The sequence below is a fragment of the uncultured Amaricoccus sp. genome (assembly GCF_937858865.1).
In the GTDB taxonomy this organism is placed as follows: domain Bacteria; phylum Pseudomonadota; class Alphaproteobacteria; order Rhodobacterales; family Rhodobacteraceae; genus Amaricoccus.
Map to the genome: position 1 here is coordinate 1 of NZ_CALLYO010000400.1, position 2,161 is coordinate 2,161.

At 69.9% G+C, this 2,161-nt stretch carries 2 protein-coding genes; one reads left to right on the plus strand and one right to left on the minus strand.

The window, feature by feature from the left end:
- Positions 1–168: 168 nt before the first annotated feature.
- Entirely contained in the window at positions 169–1,119 is a 951-nt protein-coding gene (locus Q0112_RS11745; RefSeq protein WP_297975556.1) for a LysR family transcriptional regulator, read from the minus strand.
- A gap of 116 nt (positions 1,120–1,235) precedes the next feature.
- Here Q0112_RS11745 and guaD point away from each other — a divergent pair.
- On the plus strand, positions 1,236–2,161 hold a 926-nt coding region (gene guaD / locus Q0112_RS11750), incomplete at its 3' end, for a guanine deaminase (protein WP_297975558.1).

Sequence of the window (2,161 nt, forward strand, 5' to 3'; positions counted from 1 at the left end):
GGCGTTGCGCTCGCGCGGCCGCCGTCAACGTATGCTTGGCCTCCGCCGTCAGGCGAAGATCGAGTTTTTCGGTGCGGTTGACGCGTGCGGACATGATGCTGCCTCCCGGACACAGCAAGGCCGGAAATGCCAGACACTGTCAAGACGTTTTGGCTCAAGCCTCCAAGGTCAGCGGGTGTCGGTCCCGGTCAAGACCTGCTCCCCCGGTGCGAGGAGCTCCTTCAGCCGCTGGCGGCAGCGTTCGGTCATCCAGGGGATGAAGGCCTGCACCTTGGGGTCCTGCAGCCGGCGGTGCGGGTAGAGGCAGGCGAAGCGGATCGGCAGCGGCGGCGTGCCGGGCAGGAGCGGCACCAGGGCGCCGGAGGCGAGATGCCCGGCGACCTCGAAGCGCGGCCGGTTGGCGATGCCGGCGCCCTGCAGCGCCCAGTCGGTCAGGATGTCGGCCTCGTCGGCGTCGAAGGCGCCGTGCGGGGTGATCTTGAGCGGGCCGTCGTGCGTCGCGAAGGTCCAGTAGTATTCGCGCGAGCCGGGGAAGCGCAGCAGCAGGCAGTTGTGGTTCTGCGCGATCAGGTCGTGCGGCGTCTCCGGCGTGCCGTGCTCGGCGACATAGGCGGGGGCGGCGACGAGCACCCGCTCGCAGTCGGCGATGGTGCGCATCTTGAGGCTCGAATCCTCGAGCGTGCCGAGGGCGAAGGCGACGTCGACCCCCTCGGCCAGATAGTCGACCTTGCGGTCGGAGAGGCGCAGCCGCACCTCGATGCCGGGGAAGGCGGCATGGAAGGCCGGGATGAGCGGGGCGACGATCCGCCGCCCGATGCCGAGGGGCGTGGTCACCATCAGCGCGCCCTTCGGCTGCAGCGAGAAGGAGGCGACGGCGGCCTCGCTCTCCTCGATCGCCTCGAGCACGCGCTTGGCCGTCTCGTAGTAGGCGCGGCCGACCTCGGTCGGGGTGAGCTTGCGGGTGGTGCGGTTGAAGAGCCTGACCCCGAGCCGCTCCTCGAGCTCGCGGATGCGGTTCGAGGCGACCGCCGGCGTCAGCCGGTTGTCGCGGCCGCCGGCGGTGATCGAGCCGAGCTCGACGGTGCGGGTGAAGACGCGGATGCTCTCGAGGTAGGGCATGGGGTGCCTTGCCGATTTTCAAGCGTCCGTTGAATTTGACTGCGGATTGCGGCGGGTTTCAAGCAGAACGGCTTTCGGCGACCATGGGGCTCCAAGGACAGGGAGGGAGAGACGGCATGGAGCGCGTGTTGCGCGGGCGGCTGCTGCGGTTCCTGGCGGAGCCGAAGGGAATTTCCGATACCGCCTCCTACGCCTATTGCGAGGACGGGGCGATCCACGTCCGCGACGGCCTCGTGGTGGCGAGCGGGCCGGCGGAGGCGGTGATCGCCGCGGCCGGGCCGGGGGTGGAGGTGGTCGACCACCGCCCGCACCTTCTCATGCCGGGCTTCGTCGACACCCACATCCACATGCCGCAGATGCAGGTGATCGCCTCCTGGGGGGCGCAGCTGCTCGACTGGCTGAACAGCTACACCTTCCCCGAGGAGACGAAGTTCTCCGACCCCGCCCATGCCGAGCGCATCGCCGGGCGCTTCTTCGACGAGCTGCTGCGCCACGGCACCACCACCGCCGTCGCCTACTGCTCGGTGCATCCCGGCTCGGCCGAGGCCTATTTCGCCGCGGCGGAGCGGCGGAACCTGCGGATGATCGGCGGCAAGGTGATGATGGACCGCAACGCGCCCGAGGGCGTGCTCGATACCGCGCAGGCTTCCTACGACGACAGCAAGGCGCTGATCGGCCGCTGGCACGGGCGCGGGCGCGGGCTCTACGCGGTGACGCCGCGCTTCGCCATCACCTCGACCCCGGCGCAGCTCGAGGCGGCGGGCGCGCTCGCCGCCGAGCATCCCGAGTGCTACGTGCAGACGCATCTCTCGGAGAACCGCGACGAGATCGACTTCACCCTTTCGCTCTACCCCGAGGCGCGCGACTATCTCGACGTCTACGAGCGCTACGGCCTCCTCGGGCCGCGCAGCCTCTTCGGCCATTCGATCCATCTCTCCGACCGCGAGCGGGGCGCGATGGCCGAGACCGGCTCGGTCGCCGTCTTCTGCCCGACCTCGAACCTCTTCCTCGGCAGCGGGCTCTTCGACGATGCCGGGCTCGG

What these genes read in the sequence shown, in the direction of transcription:
- Q0112_RS11745 (WP_297975556.1), bottom strand. Translation starts at nt 1,119, where the DNA reads ATGCCCTACCTCGAGAGCATCCGCGTCTTCACCCGCACCGTCGAGCTC.